This is a genomic window from Rhodopirellula bahusiensis (assembly GCF_002727185.1).
Taxonomy (GTDB): Bacteria; Planctomycetota; Planctomycetia; order Pirellulales; family Pirellulaceae; genus Rhodopirellula; species Rhodopirellula bahusiensis.
Map to the genome: position 1 here is coordinate 1 of NZ_NIZW01000017.1, position 22,981 is coordinate 22,981.

Annotated in this window: 11 protein-coding genes; 6 read left to right on the forward strand and 5 right to left on the reverse strand. The window is 57.4% G+C overall.

Annotated elements, in window-relative coordinates; all coding sequences use genetic code 11:
- Window positions 1-667: 667 nt before the first annotated feature.
- Window positions 668-1,783: an EAL domain-containing protein gene (locus CEE69_RS20385; RefSeq protein ID WP_099262470.1), complete on the reverse strand. Its 1,116-nt coding sequence runs from the start codon at window positions 1,781-1,783 to the stop codon at window positions 668-670.
- 928 nt (window positions 1,784-2,711) lie between these two features.
- Entirely contained in the window at window positions 2,712-5,834 is a 3,123-nt protein-coding gene (locus tag CEE69_RS20395; RefSeq protein WP_099262472.1) for a vitamin B12-dependent ribonucleotide reductase, read from the reverse strand.
- A 1,385-nt stretch (window positions 5,835-7,219) separates the two neighbouring features.
- Here CEE69_RS20395 and CEE69_RS20405 point away from each other — a divergent pair.
- Entirely contained in the window at window positions 7,220-8,830 is a 1,611-nt protein-coding gene (locus CEE69_RS20405; protein WP_099262473.1) for a 2-isopropylmalate synthase, read from the forward strand.
- A 304-nt stretch (window positions 8,831-9,134) separates the two neighbouring features.
- Here the strand turns inward: CEE69_RS20405 and CEE69_RS20410 are convergent, their stop codons facing one another.
- Together CEE69_RS20410 and CEE69_RS20425 are read right to left on the reverse strand one after the other, a co-directional pair.
- Entirely contained in the window at window positions 9,135-10,625 is a 1,491-nt protein-coding gene (locus tag CEE69_RS20410; protein WP_099262474.1) for a S1C family serine protease, read from the reverse strand.
- A 1,231-nt stretch (window positions 10,626-11,856) separates the two neighbouring features.
- A complete protein-coding gene (locus CEE69_RS20425) occupies window positions 11,857-12,669 on the reverse strand; it encodes an Fpg/Nei family DNA glycosylase (RefSeq protein WP_099262591.1) in 813 nt (270 codons plus the stop codon).
- 351 nt (window positions 12,670-13,020) lie between these two features.
- On the opposite strand from CEE69_RS20425, the gene CEE69_RS20430 reads away from it, so the two are divergent.
- Window positions 13,021-14,355: an MFS transporter gene (locus CEE69_RS20430; protein ID WP_099262476.1), complete on the forward strand. Its 1,335-nt coding sequence runs from the start codon at window positions 13,021-13,023 to the stop codon at window positions 14,353-14,355.
- On the opposite strand, the gene purM is transcribed toward CEE69_RS20430, so the two are convergent.
- Window positions 14,340-15,419, reverse strand: coding sequence for a phosphoribosylformylglycinamidine cyclo-ligase (gene purM / locus CEE69_RS20435; protein ID WP_099262477.1), 1,080 nt, complete (start codon window positions 15,417-15,419; stop codon window positions 14,340-14,342). The two genes, CEE69_RS20430 and purM, sit on opposite strands and share 16 nt — an antisense overlap.
- Window positions 15,420-15,682: 263 nt before the next feature.
- Here purM and CEE69_RS20440 point away from each other — a divergent pair, with 263 nt between their 5' ends.
- The 4 genes from CEE69_RS20440 to CEE69_RS20455 all read left to right on the forward strand — a co-directional run bounded on the left by CEE69_RS20440 (window position 15,683) and on the right by CEE69_RS20455 (window position 22,981).
- Window positions 15,683-18,412 carry a RodZ family helix-turn-helix domain-containing protein gene (locus tag CEE69_RS20440; RefSeq protein ID WP_099262478.1) on the forward strand — a complete coding sequence of 910 codons (2,730 nt, stop codon included), beginning with the start codon at window positions 15,683-15,685 and terminating at the stop codon, window positions 18,410-18,412.
- Between the two features lie 143 nt (window positions 18,413-18,555).
- Window positions 18,556-19,593 carry an SMP-30/gluconolactonase/LRE family protein gene (locus CEE69_RS20445; RefSeq protein ID WP_099262479.1) on the forward strand — a complete coding sequence of 346 codons (1,038 nt, stop codon included), beginning with the start codon at window positions 18,556-18,558 and terminating at the stop codon, window positions 19,591-19,593.
- Window positions 19,594-19,924: 331 nt separating this feature from the next.
- On the forward strand, window positions 19,925-21,595 hold the full coding sequence (locus CEE69_RS20450; RefSeq protein ID WP_233215468.1) for a DUF1549 domain-containing protein: 1,671 nt from the start codon (window positions 19,925-19,927) through the stop codon (window positions 21,593-21,595).
- A gap of 117 nt (window positions 21,596-21,712) precedes the next feature.
- Window positions 21,713-22,981, forward strand: a complete 1,269-nt coding sequence (locus CEE69_RS20455; protein ID WP_099262480.1) for a DUF1501 domain-containing protein — start codon at window positions 21,713-21,715, stop codon at window positions 22,979-22,981.

Here is a 22,981-nt window from a genome sequence, read left to right on the forward strand (position 1 = left end):
ACCCACTGACTGGCGAGCCGTATGCGGGAGAACCGCACGTACGGTTCTGAGGGAGGGGAGTCCGGCTCAACCGGACTTCCCTACCCCTATCAGGTTGGATTTGGTTCTCCATCGAACGGAGTCGATGGGCGACTTTGGACGCTGGCAACAGAGTAGAACCATTGTCCCCAATTGTTCCCTCTGGCGGCTCGCCGTCGCGAAGCGGTGTGACATTCAACCCAAGATCACCCCGTTCGTGCCAGGCTTCTCGCGGATTGAAACTGGCACGCGAACAATTGAGAACACCCGTCCACTCTTCCGTAGCACGGTGGTCTACACCGTGAGTGCGAGTGAGATTGCGCTCGGCTCGCTGGGGGCCCCAGCGAGCTACAGGTTGGATTTGGTTCTCCATCGAGCGGAGTCGATGGGCGACTTTGGACGTTGGCACCAGAGTAGAACCATTGTCCCCAATTGTTCCGTCTGGCGACTCGCCGTCGCGAAGCGGTGTGACATCGATTCAAAGTTCGCACCGTTCGTGCCAGGCTTCTCGGCGACTAGAACCTGGCACGCGAACAATTGAGAACACCCGTTCACTCTTCTGTAGCACGGCGGTCTCCACCGTGAGTGCGAGTGAGATTGCGCTCGGCTCGCCGGGGGCCCCAGCGATCTACAGGTTGGAAGCGAGCGATCAGGCTGGGGCGGGTCGGCCGTAGTAGAAGCCTTGGGCCAGGTCGAAACCGATTTCTTGGCAGGCTTCGGCTTCTTCGATCGTTTCGATGCCTTCCGCCAAGGCCGAGATATTCAGATCCTGGACCATGCTGACGAGCGACCGGAGCATTCGCATGCGATTGTCGTCGGCGACGCTCAATCCGCGAATCAGCCCGATGTCGAATTTGACGTAGTCCGGCCGAGCTTCGACCAATTCTGCCAAACGGGCTTGGCCGGCACCAAAGTCGTCATAAGCGAGCTGGATGTCCAATTCCTTCAGCGTCGAATGCAGACGCTGCATTTGTTTTGGGTTGGTCACCGCCGACTCGTGGATCTCCAACACGATCTGAGAGTTCGACGCCATGGAGCGAACCTTGCACAGCGAGTCAATCAGCGACTGGCCGTCTTCCATCTCTTTCGGGTGAGTGTCGACGAACAACATCGGCGAGTCGGGAAGTTCGCGTCCAACACGAAGCCCTTCCCAACGCAGCAGACGACTGAGCTCGACTTCCAAGTTCAATTGCTCGGCGGCCTGAAACATGGCGCCGACGGATTCAAGCCCAAACACGCTGCCACGACCCAGGATCTCGTAGCCGATCATGCGAGCCCCCACCAACGTCACAATCGGTTGAAAGTGCGGGCGGACAAGCCGCTGGCTCATCAAGCGATCGAATTGCACCAACGCGAGGGCTTGGTCACAGACATTTTCCGAGATCGTCCCCGCGGTGACTCCCGTCGGGGATTGGCGTCGCACGCGAAAAGGTGCTTCGGCAAAGTGAATCAGGTCTTCGTCGCCGACCAAGACGGGTTCGGTGACGCGTTTGCCGTTGAGGTAAGTGCCGTTCGTGCTTTCGAGATCACGCACGATGAGCTTGCTGTCTTCGATCTTCAGTTCGGCGTGGTTCCCGCTGACGGTCCGGAACTGCAGCTTCATCGCGACGCCAGATTTCCGGCCCACGATGAATGGCTCTTGATCGATGGGTGTGTGTTGCAGCGTGTCGCCGGGCCCCATGGGACCGGACAGAAACCACACGTCCTCGAGGACGGCGGTGCTGCGACGAAGTCGGTCGATGGGAAGGCTATCAACGGAAGCCATGACAACAATTTCGTGAAGGGATGGGCGGAAAACGAGCGACCACAAAAGGCCAGGGTTTTGCTCTGCTGCAAAGCTAGGTCACGAGTTGTGAACAAACACATCGTGCTTTTGAATTTCAGGCGATTTCCAACGGATGTCCTCACGACGATGACAGATTGTGCCCTAGGACGATCGGCGTGCGCCGGTTGTGCGGGATGAAGGGGTTGAGCGGGGATTGGTTGGGACGCTGATGTACTTGCGCTCGTCTCGGTGGGTGACCACCGAGCTACAGGTTGGGCTTGGTGTTCTCCATCGAGCGGAGTCGATGGGCGACTTTCGACGCTGACACCAGAGTAGAACCATTGTCCCCAATTGTTCCGTCTGGCGGCTCGCCATTGGGAAGCAGTGTGACATTCATTCCAAGGTCGCACAGTTCGTGTTGGGCGTCTCGGTGAACTGGAACAGGCGTGTGATCAGTGGGGACAACTGCTCCGCTCTTCCGTGGCACGGTGGTCTCCACCGTGAGTGCGCGGGAAGTTGCGCTCGGCTCGCTGGGGGCCCCAGCGAGCTACGGTTGGCCGTTGCTCTGCCATTGAGCGGAGTCGATGGGCAACTTTGGACGCTGGCATCAGAGTAGAACCATTGTCCCCAATTGTTCCGTCTGGCGGCTCGCCGTTGGGAAGCAGTGTGGCATTCATTCCAAGGTCGCAGCGTTCGCGTTGGGCGTCTCGGTGAACTGGAACAGGCGTGTGATCAGAGGGGACAACTGTTCCGCTCTTCCGTGGCACGGTGGTCTCCACCGTGAGTGCGCGGGAAGTTGCGCTCGGCTCGCTGGGGGCCCCAGCGATCTACAGGTTGATTGACCATTTCGAAACGAAAAAAGGCCGGCCTCTTTCGTTGGAAAGAAGCCGGCCTTTGAATGTCATCAAGCGATTGCTAGGCAGTTCGCTCAGCTGCAGCCCATCGAGTTGCCGCAGTTGTGGCACAAGTAGCAGTTGCCGTTTCGGACGGTGATACTGCCGCAGTTGTCACAACTCGGAGCATCGGTTTGGAAACGTGAGAACTGGTCCGATTGTCCGCCCAAGCCGTCAGTGGACTTTTCAGCCACCGCACCGTTGGCAGCCCCATCGGCCGAATGACCGTTGGAGTGCCCGTTGGCTGCACTGCCGTTGCTGGTTCCATTTTGCAGGCTTGCCAACAAAGTGGCTCGTTCAACCAAAGCCACCGCGGCACCCGCGTCGGCTCGCAGTTCCGCCATCACGGGACTGTTGTTGTTCGACGTTGCACCCGCGGGAGCGGTCGTCATGTCAGGGCCATTGCCGCCCGTCTTTGCCGCACCTTCCGCACTGGGTGAGTAGTCATTGCCGGACATGAACGTGATGCCCAACCAACGAGCGATGTAATCGACGACGCTCTTGGCAATGCGGATGTCCTTGTTGGACGTGTGCCCCATTGGCTCGAACCGAGTGTGGCTGAACTTGTTGACGATCACTTCCAACGGCACGCCGTACTGCATCGCGATCGACAGAGCGGTGCCGAAGCTGTCCATGATGCCGCCGATCGTCGACCCTTCTTTGGCCATCGTGATGAACATTTCACCTGGGCGTCCATCAGGATACAAACCGACGCACAAGTAACCTTCGTGCCCAGCGATGCTGAACTTGTGAGTCAAGCTTTGACGTGTGTCAGGCAAACGTTCGCGACGTGGTTTGTAAACAATCTTCTCGACCGTTTCGACCTTCACCGCTTCGGCTGCGTCCGTGGCCTTCTGTTCGTCCGACTTGGTGTTCAAAGGTTGCGACTGCTTGCTGCCGTCACGATAAATCGCGATCGCCTTCAGCCCCAATTCCCAGCCCCAGAAGTAAGCGTCCGCGATGTCTTGCGGGGTCACATCGGTGGGCATGTTGACCGTTTTGCTGATCGCACCCGAAAGGAACGGTTGAGCAGCGGCCATCATCGTGATGTGTGCACGCCAGCCGATGCTGCGAACACCGTTGGCAGGCTTGAAAGCACAATCGAACACGGCCAAGTGTTCGTCTTGCAAACCAGGAGCACCTTCGATGGTGTCGTTGGCATCGACGTACTTCAGAATCTCTTCGATGGTGTCGGCGTTGTAGCCGAGCGTCTTCAAGCCGAGCTTCACGGTTTGATTGACGATCTTCAACATCCCGCCACCGGCGAGCTGCTTGTATTTCACGAGTGCGATGTCGGGCTCGATGCCCGTCGTGTCGCAGTCCATCATGAAGCTGATCGTGCCGGTCGGTGCCAACACGGTTGCCTGTGCGTTGCGGAAGCCGTACTTCTCGCCGATTTCCAAGACACCGTCCCACAATTCGCGGGCGGCTTCTTTCAGTTCGGCTGGGCCATCGTCGTTGATTTCTTCGCAAGCGTCGCGGTGCATTTGCATGACGCGGAGCATCGGTGCTTCGTTTTCGGCGTAGCCGTCAAACGTTCCGACGACGCTGGCGATTTCTGCGCTGGTGCGGTTGGCTTCACCGTGCAACAACGAAGTCAACGAACCACACATGCCGCGGGCTGCGTCGCTGTCGTAAGGCAATCCAGCCGTCATGACGACGCTGCCCAGGTTCGAATAACCGAGTCCCAGCGGGCGATACTTGTGGCTGTTGCGAGCGATGGGCTCGGTCGGATAGCTGGCGTGATCGACCAAGATTTCTTGGGCAATGAAGAACGTCCGGCAAGCGGAACGGAAGCTTTCGTGATTGAACGATCCGTCCGATTGGACGAACTTCATCAAGTTGATGCTGGCCAGGTTGCACGCGGTGTCGTCCAGGAACATGTATTCCGAGCAAGGGTTCGATGCGTTGATCGCTCCGCTGTTCGGGCACGTGTGCCACTTGTTGATCGTCGTGTCGTATTGCACACCTGGGTCGCCGCAGTGCCATGCGCACTCGGCCATTTTGTTGAGCAATTCTTTGGCGACATAGCTTGGTGGCTCGGTGGTCGGCTTGTCCGTGATCCAACGCGTTTGGAAGGTTTCGTTCTTGCGAACCGCTTCCATGTATTCGTCCGTCAAACGCACCGACAAGTTCGCGTTTTGGAAACAAACGCTGGCGTAAGCTTCGCCGTTGAAGTTCGAATCGTAGCCTTCACGAATCAACGCGTGAGCCTTCTTCTCTTCCGCCCATTTGCACTCAATGAACTCGAGAATATCTGGGTGCCAGACTTTGAGCGATTGCATCTTGGCCGCACGACGAGTCTTGCCGCCCGACTTCACCACACCAGCGATCGAGTCGTAGACACGCATGAACGACAGGGGACCGGAAGGTGTTCCACCGCCGGACAGCTTTTCGCGTTGGCTGCGGATGGTCGACAGGTCGGTTCCCGTTCCGCTGCCGAATTTGAACAACATCGCCTCGCTGCACGCCAGACGCATGATGTCTTCCATGTTGTCATCCACCGACTGGATGAAACAGGCTGACCCTTGTGGGTATTCGTATGGGTTGTCGGGCTGGGCGGTGGTGTTTTCGGTGCGATCCCAGTGCCAGTTGCACATGTCGCCTTCGACGTTGTACTGAGTGTGCAAACCAACGTTGAACCACACTGGGCTGTTGAACGCACCGTGCTGGTGCAAGCACAACCAAGTCAGGTCGCGATAGAAACGCTCGCCGTCTTCGGGGGTGTCGAAGTAACCGTCGGCCAAGCCCCAATCGCTGATCGTTCGAGTGACGCGGTGGATCAGTTGGCGAACGCTTCGTTCACGTTCTTCGGTGTTCTTGGGGTCGCCGTAGAAGTACTTCGAAACAACGACGTTGGTCGCCAGTTGGCTCCAAGAGGCCGGGACTTCACAGTCGGTTTGCTCGAACAGAGCGTTGCCCGATTCGTCCTTGATCGCAGCCGAACGCAAATCCCAAGCGGTCGTGGCGAACGGGGTGCGCCCGTCATCGGGGCAGAACTTCGATTCAATCTTCAGACCGGCGCGATCGCCTCGCAGGGCGGTGCCGAACTTCTCGCGTGCGTACTCAACGCCGTGCTCGGAATCGACCTTTTCCAGAGCAGGGTCATTGGCGGGGATGCGGGAGGTCGCGTTCGACTCAGGCAGAACAGTGGACATAGCGCGTCACAAACTCCTTAAAGAGATCGTCCGTGGACGGTGCACCAGAAGTTGACATTCGCGGTCCTCGCGAAACTTCCGATCCCGTCAAATTTGAAATGAGAGCTGGCAGTCGCCACTGAGTGCTGCTTCCGTGAGCGAAACGAACTACCGCGTGATCCATGATGTCGATATCGGATCATTGATCGTCAAAATCGATGCAAAGTGATTTGCTATCACTACCGGTAGTGGTTTCCATGCCGTCGAGGCACTACATGTGGGCGACGGGCGGAATATTAGAGGTTCCCACGATTGTGTCAATCTCGATTTTAAAACTGCCGTAAACAGAGACCAGCAATTGGTTTGCGCGCGGCTCTCATTTTGAACACCTGACATCTTTCGGCCCCGAACCGCCGACGTAAAGCTCGCCCTGGTGAAGAGTTAGTGAATCTCCCGAGAAGAGATGCTGCCCTCGTGGAAAACTTGTCGGCAATCAAAATTTTCTTCTCATCACGCACCAACTGCCCGGTCACTTGGGACGATCGCAGAAGGTGGGTAAGAGGTAGTGGAAAGGGGGTCAGGGCCACAGGGCCACAGGGCCACAGGGGCTCAGGGGCTCAGGGGCTCAGGGGCTCAGGGGCTCAGGGGCTCAGGGGCTCAGGGGCTCAGGGAGCAAGAGGCAGGGGGGTTGATTGAAAAAGTGAAATTGACAATTTCAAATTGTAAAATCGGAGGGGTGGGCTCTGCCTTGATTGCGTTCGATGCTCGGCCTGGTGACCAGAGCCGGACCTGTCCTGCTACAGACGCCAGCTCGGCAGATGGCAAGTCACTTTGCAATTTACAATTGTCAATTTCACTTTTTCAATTTTGCCCCTCCCCTCTCCCCAAACTTTGTTTCGGAAGAGGTGCGACATGGGGAAAACGCCAACAAGCGGTATCAGACTGCTCGACCTCGGAGGATGAAGGGCTGCACGAGCACGAGCACGAGCACGAGCACGAGCACGAGCACGAGCACGAGCACGAGCACGAGCACGAGCTAGAAGCTAGAAGCTAGAAGCTAGAAGCTAGAAGCTAGAAGCTAGAAAAGCCGCCACTCTCTGTGGCCCTGAGTTCCTGAGGCCCTTTTCCACTTCATGCCTTGACCAGCGTGGCGGGATCCGATTATCGTCAGATCCATGAGCGGACAACTTTGCCTCCTACTGAATCTCGACCTCGGCCTTCTAGCGAACGGCCTGAGCGGATTCATGGTGGACGCCTGACGGCGGTTGTCTCAATTTTCCATCGAATGAATTAGCCCGGGCCGCACTTGCCGCGACTCGGGTTTTTTTGTGCCCGAATGCATGTGCGGCGGGTGCGATTCCGGGGCTCTGAAGTTTATCTTCTTCCCTATCCGAGATTGCAGTCCCATGTCTGACCAACCGACACCTGATGCCATGACCGACGCCGCGAAGCCCCAAACCTCCGAGCCCTTGGCCACTCGCCAAATCCGCATCTTCGACACCACGTTGCGAGATGGCGAGCAATCGCCGGGTGCCAGCATGAACTTGGCGGAGAAGCTCGAGGTCGCTTCGGCTCTGGTCGATTTGGGTGTCGACATCATCGAAGCCGGTTTCCCGATCGCTTCACCAGGTGACTTCGAATCCGTCCGGCAAATCGCCACCACCGTTCGCGGTGCGACGATCTGCGGGTTGGCTCGTTGTGCTGAAAAGGACATCGATCGAGCATGGGAAGCTTTGAAGACCGCCCCACAAGCTCGTATTCATGTGTTCTTGGCCACCAGTGCCATCCACCGCGAATTCAAATTGCGGATGACGCCGGACGAGATCGTCGAACGGGCGGTCGCCGGGGTTCGCCGTGCCGCTTCGCACTGCGACGACGTGGAGTTTTCACCCGAAGACGCTTGCCGGACCGAGCACGATTTCTTGTGCCGCGTGGTCGAAGCCGCGATTGATGCGGGAGCCACCACGATCAACGTGCCCGACACGGTCGGCTACACGACACCGGGCGAAATCTACGACCGCTTCAAAATGTTGCGGGACCGTGTGCCGAACATGGACAAAGCCGTCTTGAGCACGCACTGCCACGATGACTTGGGCATGGCGGTCGCCAATTCCTTGGCCGCGGTCGACGCGGGCGCCGGACAGATCGAGTGTACGATCAACGGCATCGGTGAACGCGCCGGCAACGCGGCCCTCGAAGAATTGGTGATGGCGATGAAGACCCGCGAGGATTTCTATCACTGCCAAACCAACATCAATTCAAAACGATTGGTTCCCGTCAGTCGCTTGGTCAGCAAGACAACCGGCATCAATGTGCAACGCAATAAAGCGATCGTCGGTCGCAACGCGTTCGCGCACGAGTCAGGCATTCACCAAGACGGGATGCTGAAGGAACGCACCACGTATGAAATCATGTCGCCCGAAGAAGTCGGATTCACCAAGACCGATTTGGTCTTGGGCAAACACAGCGGACGCGCGGCGTTGGCTGATCGAGCCAAGCAGTTGGGCATGACGTTGACCGGGGAACAATTGCAAGAAGTCTTCGAGGCCTTCAAGGAACTTGCCGACAAGAAGAAAGAGATCTACGACGGTGACATCGTCGCGTTGGTCCAACAGAAAATCAGCGAGACGGTGGCTCCGGAATGGACGTTGGTCGATTACGAAGTCACCAGCGGCAAGAACCAAACACCAAACGTGCGAGTCACCCTGCGTCGCGACGAGCAAGACTTCACCGAGCAAGTTGCTCAGGGTGATGGACCGATTGATGCTGCGTTTTGGGCGGTTGAAAAGATCACCGGCATCCAAGTCGTCTGCAAGGACTTTCGAGTTCGCAGTGCGACGCTGGGCCGTGACGCGATCGGCGAAGTCAACTTGGAAGTCGAGCACGAAGGCAAGACTTATCGCGGGACTGGCGTGAGCACGGACAGTGTCGAGAGCACGATTCTCGCGATGCTGAATGCGATCAACCGGATCGTCGCGGGATCTGATTCCGATCCCGGCGAATTGCCTCAGCCCTGATCAAGGACGCCCATCCAACGTCCCACATTCCATGTAGCTCGCTGGGGCTGTCCAGCGAGCCGAGCGCAACCGTAGCTCACTGGGGCCCCCCAGTGAGCCGAGCGCACGTTCACCGTAGGGACCACCGTGCTACAGGTTTGGGAGCGTTTGGGATGCGACGCCACTTGGCGACTGAGAGCTGGCTACCGGAACAATTGGGGACAAGTGTTCTACTCTGGTTCCGGACGAACGTGCGATAATCTTAGCGGAGCGGCGCAAGCCGCCCGGTGGGAACCGGAGGGCTCGCGCCCATTCCGCTAATTGCTCAGCGATCCAAATTATCGGGTCGTTTCTTCAGCGTCACCTCGACCGTCATCGGCTCGCCATCGCGGGTCAGTTCGACGTTCAACAATGTTCCCTGCCCAAGATTCGCGATCAGACGCATCAGGTGGCCAACGTCGCTGACTCGCACGCCATCGATTTCCAACAGGATGTCGCCGATTTCCAAACCAGCGAGGGCGGCGGGTGAATCCTCGCCCGTCACCCCCGAAATCAATGCTCCGCGAACTCGCAGGTCATCTCCGCGGTGCATGGAATCGGGAACTTCTGACAGCAGAACGCCCAGCCATCCGCGTTCGACCTTGCCCGTCGCACGGATTCGATCGTAGATCTGGCGAGTCACATTGCTGGGGATCGAAAAGCTAACGCCTTGGTATGTGTCGCCCACGATTGCGGTGTTGATGCCGATCAACCGACCACGAGCGTCAACCAACGGGCCGCCGCTGTTGCCTGGATTGACCGCCACATCGCTTTGCATGAAATCTTGATACCGTGCGCTGGAACCATGTTGAACACCGGCCCGAACGACACGGTGCTTGCCGCTCAAGATGCCGAACGTGATCGTACGATCCAAACCGAAAGGACTGCCAACCGCCCAAACCGGAGAACCGACGCGCAGTGCATCGCTGTCGCCCCAAGCGATTGGGATCAGCCCGTCCGCATCAACTTTCAACACCGCCAGATCGGTCGGCATGTCGCTGCCGACCAAGGAAGCGGGCAGGCGACGTCCATCACTGAGAGTCACGCTCATCGCGACACCATCAGCAATCACGTGCCGATTGGTCAGGATGTAGCCGCCTTCATCGATGACCACGCCACTACCTTGATCCGACAACGTGTAGCTGTCTTCGCCGAGCAAGCGTTGCAGGTTGCGGTCTTCTTCGGAAACGGATCGTTCCACGTCGATGTGCACGACCGTTGGTCCGACGGCCGACGTCACCATTTCGTAAGCTCGACTGAGCGAATCCAACGAGACGTTTCGCAAACCTTCGACACCGGTTTCGTTTTCCGCTCGCATCTCACCTCGATGCCAGGCGTAACGAATCTCTTCCACAATGTGTGGGACGCTGTAACGAGCAAGCAACAGCATCAACGCCATCGTGGCCAACAAAGTCAGGCTTTGCAGAATCGGATGCGGTTGCGGAGAGACGGGCTGGCCTCGATCCACGTCAGACGATCGATCCGACACGGGTGGCTTGGAGATCGGTGGCGGGGGACCTTCCGATTTTTCATCCCGGCGCAAATTCGAACTCGGCGATGGGTTGCTCGTGGATTCGGATCCGTTTGTATCGCCATCGATGGCGTTCGCTGCGTCGTTACTTGTCGAAGCTCCAAACCACTCTGCCTCCATTCCATCTTTGGCCGCGTTCAGCATGGCTGCTTCGGCGTCTTTGTCGGATGAAAAAACCGAGGGCACAGGGATGGGAGTGATCCCATCGAGCGACATCGGTTCGTCAGAGGGTTTGTCGGTTCGCATGGCCACATTTCCAAAAGGAAGACGCCTCCGGCCGAAACCGAAAGCGAGGAAGTGCTGGTCCCCGTGGGAGAGATGCATTCAGGATGGAGATTGATTGTAGCGACCCGACGATGCGAGACCGTAACAATTTTGGTTCTTCCCCCATTCGCAGAGGGGGACGCCGAAGCAATCCGAGGCCGATCGCAGCGGTTTTCGCGACTGAAAGGCCACTTTTTGTCCCGGAGCCGGCTGGATCAATCTTTTGGACGGCTTCCCTCCGTTTCGAAACCTAAACTTGCTGCGCGCGTTCGGTGCGCGGTCAAACAAATTCGTCTCAAAAGACCCGCAAGAATTTGTGCTCGATTCGTGCATCCGTTGTTTTGGTGTTTGCCGGAGCAACCCTGATGTCCCCAACGCGAAAACACCGACTTGCGGCCTTTGTGGAAAGATTCCACCGCATGGTCTTGTGGAATGTCCGATATCTAGGTGTGTCCCGGACACCGATTGCCTCCCAGCAAGGTTTGCCCAACGCAAACAAGTGGTTCCACGGACGACCAATTTAAACCAAACCTTCCATGGAGATTCCCTATGAGCCGTTTCCTCGTTCCTGCCGTTTTGGCTTTGGCTGTTGTTGCTTGTAACGTTCAAGAAGCAAGTGCTTTCGGACACCTGAAGTCTTTGTTCGGTGGATGTGACAGTGGCTGTGACGTCGCTTGCGAACCAACCTGCGGCTGCGAGCCAATCTGCGAACCCGTTTGCGGTTGCGAAGTTGTTGAGCCTTGCTGTGCACCAAAACAAGGCCTGCTTCAGCGTTTGTTCGCTAAGAAGCACGGCTGCGACGCTTGCTGCGAGCCAGTTTGTGAGCCTGTCTGCGGATGTGAGCCAGTTTGCGAACCAGTTTGCGGTTGCGAAGTTGTCGACCCTTGCTGCGACAGCGCACCTTGCTGCGATCGTCCAGTAATGGGCTTGTTCAAGAAGCTGTTCAGCCGCAAGAACGCTTGCTGCGACAGCGGATGCGACATCGTTGAGCCAACTTGCGGTTGCGAGTACATCGAGCCTTCTTGCGGCTTCGAAGCACCAGCTTGCGGTTGCGGACACTGATCCGAAGAAGACAAAACTGAATCAAACGACTTGATCCGTGTACGAAGCCACGGGTTGAGTCGCCCTTGAGATTCCGATTGCCCTCGCGTCTGAAACTTCGGTTTCAGGTGCGAGGGTTTTTCATGCGCGCGTGGCAATCACTTGACGCAGCTCAGCATTCCTGACCGGCTGACTGCGATCCGATTTGACACCCTGGACACCAGTGCATCTTTCGAGACGCGATGGACTCCACCACGATGTTTGCATCGCATCGCGGGCACAATGCTTTTCCGTAAACCCGAAAGCGTTCGTGGTCCTCAAGATCTTTCAGCGGCTTGCCCGCTTCCTTCGCGGTCACGGTGATGATGCGTCCGTGCTTCAATCCCAACTTCATCATCTTGACCAATGACTTCCACAATTCGTTGAACTGAATTTTGGAAAGTTTGGCGCCGGGAAGTCGCGGGTCCAGACCGATTTCGAAAAGCACTTCGGCTCGAAAGATGTTGCCGACGCCGGCGACGACAGCCTGCTCCAATAGCAGACCGCCGATGGGTTTGCTGCTCTTTGAGATCGCAGCCCAAACCTCCGCCCGGTCACCACCGTCAAGAGGATCGGGTCCCAGCGAATCAAGAACAGATTGCTGAGTTTCGCGGTCGATCAATCGGCACTGGCTCGGCCCGCGAAGATCGAGCGTGAGCGTCTGACTGACCATTCGCAATCGGACTTGTCCCACAGGCGGTTCCGGCGGCGATGTTTGCTCGGCGTAACTTCCGTAGCGTCCCAAATGAATGTGAACGATACGGTTGCCTTCGAATTCATAGAACAGATGCTTGCCCGACGCTCGAACCGATTCGAGCACGTGGCCGCTGACTGCGTTGGCTCCTTCACTGAAGCGACCCTGCGGACTGGAGACTTCCAATCGTTCGCCCGCATATCGCCGATTGTGCTCTCGAGCCAAGTAGTGAGTTTTGTGTCCTTCAGGCATGACAAACCGATGATCCGACGCGGCGTAGCAAAAGATCTCGTAGTGTAGGCATGAGGCTATACGGATCGACGCAAACGGCCGGCGAGCAATCAATGCTCCGCGATTGGTCGTGAAGATACAGCGAACCAAGAGCAGCAAGTTGAAGATTCAGCAGCAGAGAACACTTCTCGGCTGTGCCTCTTTCGCGATACGTTTGGGAAGACAACCCAGAGCAGCGGGCCGATACCGACGCCGATCACCACCTTAGCATCGCCCCACGAAACATGGGCTATGCCGAGGCCCGCGGCCAGCGACTATGGTGCCGGCGCGACACCGGTTGTTGCCCGTTTCACCCCCGTTCCAAGATTCTGAATGTCCGCGATCGCGAGCCGATTGGCTCCCCGTTTACCGTTTTACTACGGCTACTGGATGCTGCCGCTTGCGATGGCGATGCAGGTCGGAACCAGCCCCGGCCAAACATTCGCGGTCAGCGCGTTCACTCCGGCTCTGCTGACATCGCTCGAGCTTTCCGAAAGCCGGTTGGCACTCGCGTACATGATCGGCACGCTGCTCGCCGCGGTTCCGCTCTCGACCGTCGGTCCGATTTCAGATCGCATCGGTTTGCGTTGGTCTTCCTTGGGAATTGTCACGGCCCTGGCGGCGACGTGCTGGTACGCTTCGACTGTCCAAGGTTTCGCCACCCTGCTGATCGCGTTTTTCTTGCTCCGATTTTTGGGTCAAGGCTCGCTGACTTTGTTGTCAGGCAACACCACATCCATGTGGTTTCGCCGACGAATCGGCAGGGTCTCCGCGATCATCAGCATTGGGACGTCCTTCGCATTCGCGTACGTGCCGGGCATCTTGGCGGGAGCAATCGAAAACAACGGGTGGCGATCGACCTATCAAACGCTGGCGTGGATCTTGGTCATCGGATTGTTACCCTTGATCGCGTTGTTCTTTTGCAATCGCCCCGAAGACATCGGACAACGACTGGACGGTTGGTCCGAGTCCGACCTTCGCGAAGACAGCGATTCGGTCGTGACGATCGAACGGTCTTGGGCATTGAGGGAAGTGATCCGAACGAAGTCGTACTACGTGATCGCGTTGACCAGCGCGACGTGGGCGATGATTGGCACCGGGATCGTCTTTTATCTGTTCACGATGTGTGCTGATCGAGGGTTTGATTCCACCACGGCTGCGAACTTGATGAAAACGTTCGGCCTGTCGATGCTGGCGTTCCAATTCGTCGGCAGCCTGGCCGCCGACCATCTGCGGCTGAACTTGTTGCTGGGTCTCGGAGCCACCATGCTGACGGCCGGATTGGTTGTGTTGGCCCCGGCCGAGTCCGCCTCGGCCATGCATGCTTACTCGTTTCTATTTGGTGGCGGCCAAGGCGTGTTGATCGCAACAACCGGAGTCGTCTGGGTTCGGTACTACGGCCGCGAACATTTGGGCAGCATCCGCGGCGCGGTTTGGTGCGCGACCGTCGCGGGCAGCGGATGTGGTCCGCTGATCATGGGAGCGGTGAAAGACATGAGCGGCTCTTACGTGCCGGCCATCTGGATCTTCACGGCACTGATGTCACCGCTGGCCATCGCCGCATGGTGGATTCGCCCACCAATGCCGGAGGACGATTCAACGGACGGTGATGCGGAAGACGACGACTCGCCGAACGAACCACGGCTTGCGGCTCAAGCGTCTTTGTAGACGACTTTCGACGTACCTTCGACAATTCGGCCGATGGGTAAGCACTCGATGCCAGCCTTAGCGACTTGGCTGGCGACACTGGCGGCATAGTATTCGTTGACGACGACCGCCATGCCAATGCCCATGTTGAACACGCGTCGCATCTCGGAGGTTGCCACGTCACCGGTTTGTTGTAACCAACGGAAAATCGGGTTGGGCGTCCAAGCATTCGGATCGATTTCCGCATTCACACCCGGTGGCAAAATCCGATCCAAGTTTTCTTCAATGCCGCCGCCGGTAATGTGAGCGATTCCGTGCAGGACTTGTTTGACTCGATAGTGAGCCTGGATCGAACGAATTGCCGAAACATAGATCTTCGTCGGACGCAGGCAGACTTGCGCGAGCGTTTCAGGAGTCTTGGTCTCTTCGTTCAATTCGTCAATCACATCGCTCCACTGATGCCCATGATCGGCAATGATCTTTCGAACAAGCGAGAACCCATTGCTGTGCAGTCCCGATGCTTGCAGCCCCAGCACAACATCACCGGGGGCGATTAAGTGCCCGTCGACCAACCGTTTGCGTTCGACGACGCCGACTGCGAACCCGGCCAAGTCATAGTCATCGGTGCCGTACATGTCCGGCATGATGGCGGTTTCGCCGCCTAGCAGGGCCAAGTCACCGTCGACGCAACCATCGCTGATGCCTTGAACGATGCGTTCCAAACGAGCGGGGTCGTCTCGCCCCATCGCCACGTAATCGAGGAAGAACAAAGGTTCCGCGCCGGTACAAATCAAATCATTGACGCACATGGCGACGAGATCGATGCCGACCGTTTCGTGCTGATTCATCGTCTGAGCGATTTTCAGCTTGGTCCCGACCCCATCGGTGCCGCTGACCAGAACCGGTTCTTCGTAGTTGCGAGCGAACAGTTTGCCGGGGAAATCCAAGCGAAACAGTCCGGCGAAACCACCGTCACTGGGCATAACGCGGGGGCTGAACGTGCGGTGCATCAGCCGAGGCAGGCGGCTCATCGATTCAGCGTAGACATCCAGATCGACGCCGGCGTCTTTGTAGGTCGAAGCCATGAACGAGAAATTTGACGGGGAGGACGGGCTTGGAAACGCCCAATCATGACCGCCGAACCTCGAAATGACGAGACCGGGCCCCGAAATGGCGTGCCCCAACCAAATTCTCGCCTGAATTCCGGATTTCTCTGCACGGATTCACCGCCTGCACGTCACTAACAAGGGTGGAGGACATCCGAATCGTGTGTCTTCCGAACGAAACCGATTTGTTTTTTGGCTGATATTGCCGTCCCACCAGCCCCGCTTTTTGACCGGACTGTCCGATGCGTTTGACCCTGCGAACCTTGCTGGCTTATCTCGACGACATGCTCGACGACAACGACGAGAAGTTGTTGAAGCAGAAAATCGAGGAAAGCAGCTACGCGACTTCGTTGGTGGCCCGGATCCAATCCGCGATGGACCACCCCAGTTTGAGTGCGATGTCGCCTGACGCGGTCGGCCCGCTGGAAAATGCCAACGTCATCAGCGAATACCTCGACAGCACCCTGTCAGCGGAACAAATCGCGGAGGTCGAACGAGTCTGCTTGGAATCCGACACGACTTTGGCCGAAGCCGCCGCGTGCCACCAGATTTTGACAATGGTTCTGGGGCAACCCGCGCGAGTCAGCGATGGATTGAAAGAACGAATCTACGCGTTGCCCTCCAGCGAAGCGCTTCGCAATATGGAACAGCAAATCGAACGGGCTCCCGACGCGAGTCCGTCCAAGACGATTTCGAGTGCGGAAACGGCTTCTTATTCGTCGCTGGATATTCCCGGTGATGGGAATGCTGCCACGGAAGTCCCCGGCGCCGGGGGCTCCGACGACGCCACAATCGGCCAAGACGACACCCATTCGGCCCAGCCAATCACTCCGGTCGGGCCCAGTGATTCCGGCGTGGCGGACGCTCCGACTCGTTTGAGAAATCCCGTCGGTCATTCCGCCAACCCATCCTCGTCTCGGTCCGAAGCCGAATTGGTGGCTCGGACCACGCGAGCGATGATGCGAGAGGATGGCTACGGTGGGATGGTGCGTCCTTCGCGAATCACACCTTGGTTGGTGTCGCTCGCCTTGGTTGCCGTTTTGCTGTTCGCGCTCGGCAAGATCTTTGCTCCGTTGAGCGAACGCCGGATCGCTGAACAAGACAATTCAAATGACGATCTCGTCACCAGCACAGACTTGGACACGCCATCGCCCGCCGCACCGATCGCCGAAACAGACACGGATCAATCAACCTCACCACCGGTTTCCGATTCGGCACCGACCAAGCCAAACGCGTCCGAAGACGTTGAAACAGATTCGGCAGATGTCGCCCCGTCGCCTGGTCAGGATTCTTCGAACAGCGATGCCGTCATTCCAGCCCCCACAACTCCGGCTGAGTCGACCAATCCTGGGACCGAACCGGCCGAGACCTCCGCGGGCGAAACCACTCCAGACAAATCGCCGACGACCGGTGAAGACGTCCCAGACACCACACCGGAGGAAATGCCTGAGGCCGTCGATGCGGCACCACCAATTCCGCCGGGAATGAATCCACCGGAGACATCGCCCGCTGAAACAGACACCAGCACGGATGCGACTGACGCGGATGCCCCGCCCGCGCCAGCCCCATCACCGAGCGTTCCCAGTGGCAAACAAGTTGCTCATTTGGTCAACGAGCAATCGGTTGTTCTAGCTCAAGGGCGTCAAGCGACCACCGATGATGGTGAAGAACCCGCCACCGACAACACAGCGGGCTGGCGACGCTTGTGGCCTGCCGTGAAGAAGGCCGCTGGCGAAGACGCGGAAGCGAATCCTGAAATCGCCGAGGACGATCGACTGCGATTTGTTGGTGCCGGTCAAACGGTGCTGGCACCTTCGTTGTACCGTCCGATTTTGGCGGGTGATCAAGGCGTCGAATGGACGCTCGCTGGGCCGACTCGTTTGGCAATTTCAGAAGTGCAATCTTCTCAAGCGACTTCACCGGAAGAAGCCGACACAGCAGAAGCGGAAGAGAACGTTGCCGACGAAGATGCAGCAGACGACCAAACGAAAAACGCTTCGCTCGCTCAAACAATCACTCGTTTGCACGATGGAAGATTGTTGCTGGCGTCAACGCAAGAGAACGTGACGGCGACCTGGCAACTGGGTCCTCGCACGATCGAGTTGACCATGCCTGAATCGCAAACCGTTTTGGCGATTGAAGTGACCCACTTCCGACCGCTTGGAATGGACCCACGCGTTCCCGCCAACCGCATGCCGGTCTACCGAGTCATCGCGGTCCAAGGCTCAGTCCAATTGAAAGAACAACCGTCGGAAGGAGCAGAAGCCGAAGTCGATCAGAATCCTGAAATCGTGACGCTCGAGTCCGGTCAGCAATGGCAAGGACGTGGCAAATCGGAAGCCGTGGTGAGTGACGTCGAACGATTGCCGAACTGGATCGACCCGCCGGAAAAAGCCGATTTGTTGGTCACCTCCGCCCGCGAGGGTTTGCTGGACTTCGTCAGTCGAGATGGCTCCTTCGATGACAAGGAACTCGAAAAAGAACTTCGCGAAGCGATGGCATTTCGCCGCGTCGAAGTCTCGGCCTTGGCCGCCCAAACGTTGCTGCTGATTGGACGAGCCGATGTCTACTTCGGCGCGACCGGCATCCTCAGCACGCCCCGCCATCGCCTGTATTTCACCGAGCACTTCCGACAACTACGCCAGCACATGGCGTCGGATGCGGAAGCGGCGAAAGCGATCGATGAGGCCATCGAACAGGCCGAACGAGCGGATGGCGACACGCTGTTTGAATTGCTGGTTGGCTACAACAATGACCAGCTCGAAGCTGGTGCGGATGCCAAGTTGATTGAGCATTTGAATTCGAGCTCGATGTCGGTTCGAGTCCTAGCGATCGAAAACCTGCGAGACATCGTGGGAGACACGTTGGGCTATCGTCCCGACCAAGAGAATGTGGCTCGACGAACCAGCGACATCAAGAAATGGCAGGCTCGTTTGCGTCGCGGCGACATTCGTTATTCGGCGGAAGATTAAAATTCAGCCGAAGACTGATGTGCGAATGATCATCCACGGCGACAGCTGCCTGTCGCGAAAATTTGTGTCGCGCCGGCGTCGTGGATAAGATGCGACGCCCCCATCCTCCCAATTCTCGCTCTCCCCACATCGAGATCCCCACCATGATGTCATTCTCGTTTTCCCTCACTCGCACCGTCGCGATGGCCGCTGTGGCCACCGCGGTGGTTTCGGTCGGCACCGTGTCTCGTGCGGTCGCTCAAACACCATCGACAATCGGACACGTTGAACGACTGGATGATTCCCTGAATCAATACATCGCTTCGGACACAAAGATCGAAGTGCTGGCGAGCGGATTCACTTGGACCGAAGGCCCCGTCTGGGTCCCAGCAAAAAAAGATGGCGAGGAAGGCTCGTTGTTGTTCAGCGACATTCCACGCAACAGCATCTTTTGTTGGAGTGAAAGCAAAGGCATCGAGTTGTTCTTGCAACCCAGCGGATACACCGGCAACACCTACTATGGATTGGAACCCGGCAGCAACGGATTGATGCTGGACGCGAAAGGTCGCTTGGTCATGTGCGAGCACGGTGACCGCCGCGTATCGGTTCTGACCGTCGATGGTGGCAAACGAACGATCGTTGACAACTACCAAGGCAAACGACTGAACAGTCCCAATGATTTGGTGTTCGACCAAGCTGGCAACTTGTACTTCACCGACCCGCCTTATGGTTTGCCCGAGCGTGCCGAAGATAAACGACGGGAACTGGATTTCTGTGGCGTGTACCGAGTCGCGAAATCGGGCGAAGTGACTTTGCTGACGGATTCAATCGCTCGCCCCAATGGCATCGGATTGTCACCGGATGAGAAAACCTTGTACGTCGCTCAAAGCGATCCTCAAGAACCGATCTGGATGGCCTACCCACTGAAGTCCGATGGCACGCTCGGTCAGCGACGAGTGCTCGGCAACGCAAGCGAAGCGATGAAAGAATTCCCGGGGCTTCCCGACGGCATGGCCGTTCATAGCGATGGAACTTTGTTCGCCAGTGGCCCCGGCGGAATCTATGTCATGAACCCAGATGGCAAACGGTTGGGTCGAATCATCACGGGTGGAAGAACGAGCAATTGCACGTTCGACAGCGACGAAAAGTGGCTGTACATGACCGCCGATGACAAGCTCTGCCGGATCCGGATCGCTCGCTGAATTTGATCGCGAACAAGCGTGAGGGTCGGCGATCCCCTCCGCGGCGAATCTTAAGGCATAGCGACAGGGCATTTCGCGTCCGATTGTGACGCGCCGCGGACGAAAACTCCTTTCTCGCAATCACGCTTGATTGGCGGAAGCGACCAGAATTGGACTAAAATAGATGTCCATCGTCCGCGGATGATCGGCCGCTTGCGGGTACATTCCCCGCGGGCGGACGTTCTATTCTTGTCTCGCCCCGCTTCCAACCCGCTCGCTCATCCTTTTCTCACGATGAGCCACCACCGGGATTTGCGGGGCACTTCTCGTCTAACTTCGCCGAGCGTTTTTCATGAAATCGATCGTCCTGTCCCTCTCCGGGCTTTTGATCGCGGGATCCCTCGCTTGTCCTTCATTGGTCTCCACCGCCAAGGCTGCCGCTCCAGCGGTTCCGCCTCAGGTGGCGATGATCAACGATTCGGTCGAACAAGTCTGGCGTGACTTCTCGATTCGTCCCGCCGCGGAAGCCGACGACGCGACCTGGTGCCGACGGGTTTACCTAGACGTCATCGGACGAATTCCATCGTTCGAAGAGCTGTCGGAATTCATGGGCGACCGTGACTCCAACAAACGAGCCAATCTGGTCGATCGTTTGCTCAACGACGATCGCTACACCGAAGAATATGCCAACCATTGGTCGACCGTTTGGACCAACTTGCTGATCGGTCGCAGCGGCGGAACCGACCGGCGAGATTTGACCAACCGAACGGGCATGCAAAAGTACCTTCGCGACAGCTTCGCCGGGAACAAGACATATGACCAACTCGCGTATGAGTTGGTCACCGCCGAAGGTTCCACCATGCCTGGCAACGCCAACTTCAACGGCGCGGTCAATTTCTTGGTCGACAAAGTCAATGCGGAAAAAGGCACGCTCGCGACCAGCAGCGTTTCGCGAATCTTCTTGGGGCAACAAGTTCAGTGCACCCAGTGCCACAACCACCCGTTCAACCAGTGGAAGCAACAGAAGTTTTGGGAGTTCAACGCGTTCTTCCGTCAGACTCGCGCACTGCGGCGGTTTGTCGACGGAACGCGAGACATTGAGTCCGCCGAATTGGTCAGTCAAGACTTCGCCGGAGAAGCCAACGACCCCGAAGACGCGCTTGTGTTTTACGAACTGCGAAACGGTCTTCAAAAGGTCGCTTATCCAGTCTTCACCGACGGCACCGAAATCGAAAAGAGTGGCTTTGTCGAAGACGTCAATCGTCGAGAAGAACTCGGACGCTTGATGCTGCAAAGCGAGTACCTCGACAAGATGATCGTCAACCGCATGTGGTCGATGTTCCTCGGCTATGGCTTCACTCGCCCGATCGATGACCTGGGTCCACACAACCCATCGTCGCATCCTGAGTTGCTGGAAAACCTTGGCAAAGAATTTCGAGCCAACAGCTATGACCTGAAGAAGCTGATCACCTGGATCACGCTCAGCCGACCCTATCAATTGGCATCGACTCTGAGCACCAGCAATGAGATTGACGACCCAACGATCGGCGAGTCACCCAAATTTTCGCGGTTCTACTTGCGTCAGATGAGTGCCGAACAACTCTACGCATCCATGGTCACCGCCAGCAACGCTCAATCCAAAGGCAGCTACGAACAACAGGAAGCCGAGCGTCGTCGATGGTTGTCGCAGTTCGTCGTCGCGTTTGGAAACGACGAAGGAACCGAGACGACGACTTTCAACGGATCGATTCCTCAAGCCTTGATGTTGTTCAACGGTGACTTGACCAAGAACGCAATCAGCTTGGAAGCCGGTTCGTTCCTGGATCAACTCAGCCAATCCGGTCGCTCACCGAAAGACCGTGTGACACGATTGTTCCTCAGTGGTTTGGCGCGTCGCCCGACCAAGAACGAAGTGTCGATCGCCAGCAAGCTGCTGGTCGCCCGCAAAGGCAACGAGCCCGAGATGTTGCAAGACATGTGGTGGGCGATCCTGAACAGCAACGAATTCATCATGCAGCATTGACGCTGCGTTGAATCGACCTCGAGACCCGTCACCTCGGCGAGTCTTCTTCTCAAAACAAACCCGCGGCGGTTCGTCCACCGCCTCAAACCGACCACCTTTTCTTTCTCGGAGTTCACCATGGATCTTTCCACCCCCAACGGCATGACTCGTCGTCACTTCATGAGCCACTTGGCTGGCTCATCCGCAGCCGCCTCGGCCGCGTGGACTTTGGGTGGCAACATCGCCGCGCAAGCCGATGAGATGCGACGCAATCGCAAATCCGCGATCTTGCTCTGGATGGGTGGCGGCCCCGCGACGATCGACATTTGGGATCTCAAACCCGGTGCTCCGACTGGCGGTCCCTTCCGTCCGATCTCGACGACCGGCAACGCTCAAATCTGCGAGCACATGCCGATGGTCGCTCAACAAATGAAGCACCTATCGGTCGTGCGAAGCATGTCGACGCGAGAGGCGGATCACAGCCGCGGCAGTTACTACATGCACACGGGTTACGTCCCTAACCCAAACATCGAACACCCCAGCTACGGCAGCGTGATCGCTCATGAGTTGATCGAACAACGTCCCGAGTTGGAGATCCCGCCGTTTGTCTCGGTTGGTGGCGCGGGTGCCGGACCTGGTTTCCTTGGGATGGCATGGTCGCCATTTTCGGTCACCAGCAACGGTCGCGTTCGCAACCTGAAGATGAATCTGGACGACCAACGATTGCTGCAACGCATGGCCGCTCTCAACATGATCGAGACCGGATTCGCGAAACGCACGCGTGATACGCCCGCGGCCGAACACGCGAAAGTCTTGGGCAAAACGTTGGACCTGATGACCAGCGAGCAAATGGAGGCCTTCCGCGTCGAGAAAGAGCCCGACGAAGTCAAAGAACGCTACGGAACCGACAACTTCGGCCAAGGTTGTCTGCTCGCCCGCCGTTTGGTCGAAGCCGGTGTTCCCTTCATCGAAGTCGATCTGGGCGGATGGGACATGCACAACAATATTCACGCGACGTTGAAGGACACGAAACTGCCAAACTTGGACCGAGCCATGAGTGCTTTGGTGGAAGACTTGGCTCAGCGAGAATTGCTGCAAGACACCGTCGTGATGTGGATGGGCGAATTCGGCCGAACTCCTCGGATCAACGCCAATGCGGGCCGAGATCACTTCGCTCGTGCGTGGTCCTGCGTCGTCGGTGGAGCGGGAATCAAGGGCGGTTTGGCTGTCGGCGAGACCAATTCCGACGGAACTGCGGTTGAGACAGAACCCTTTAGCAGCGAAGATCTGATGACGACAGTCTGCAAAGGCTTGGGAATTTCAACCGAAACCACCTTCACCAGCAACAACGGACGACCGATGAAAATTGCTGGCGGCGGAAAGCTCATTCGTGAATTGGTGGCCTGA